Annotated in this window: 1 rRNA gene; it reads right to left on the bottom strand. The window is 55.8% G+C overall.

Features of this window, described 5'->3' with window-relative positions:
* Positions 1–3: 3 nt before the first annotated feature.
* A 16S ribosomal RNA gene (locus ACUYLD_RS25460) occupies positions 4–527 on the bottom strand; the annotation flags it as partial.

Consider the following 527-nt stretch of genomic DNA (forward strand, 5'->3'; position numbering starts at 1 on the left):
TAGAAAGGAGGTGATCCAGCCGCACCTTCCGATACGGCTACCTTGTTACGACTTCACCCCAATCATCTACCCCACCTTCGGCGGCTGGCTCCCTTGCGGGTTACCCCACCGACTTCGGGTGTTGTAAACTCTCGTGGTGTGACGGGCGGTGTGTACAAGACCCGGGAACGTATTCACCGCGGCATGCTGATCCGCGATTACTAGCAATTCCGACTTCATGTAGGCGAGTTGCAGCCTACAATCCGAACTGAGACCGGCTTTTCTAGGATTGGCTCCACCTCGCGATTTCGCTTCCCGTTGTACCGGCCATTGTAGTACGTGTGTAGCCCAGGTCATAAGGGGCATGATGATTTGACGTCATCCCCACCTTCCTCCGGTTTGTCACCGGCAGTCTGCTTAGAGTGCCCAGCTTGACCTGCTGGCAACTAAGCATAAGGGTTGCGCTCGTTGCGGGACTTAACCCAACATCTCACGACACGAGCTGACGACAACCATGCACCACCTGTCTCCTCTGTCCCGAAGGAAAG

This window comes from Paenibacillus sp. SER-28 (genome assembly GCF_052906305.1).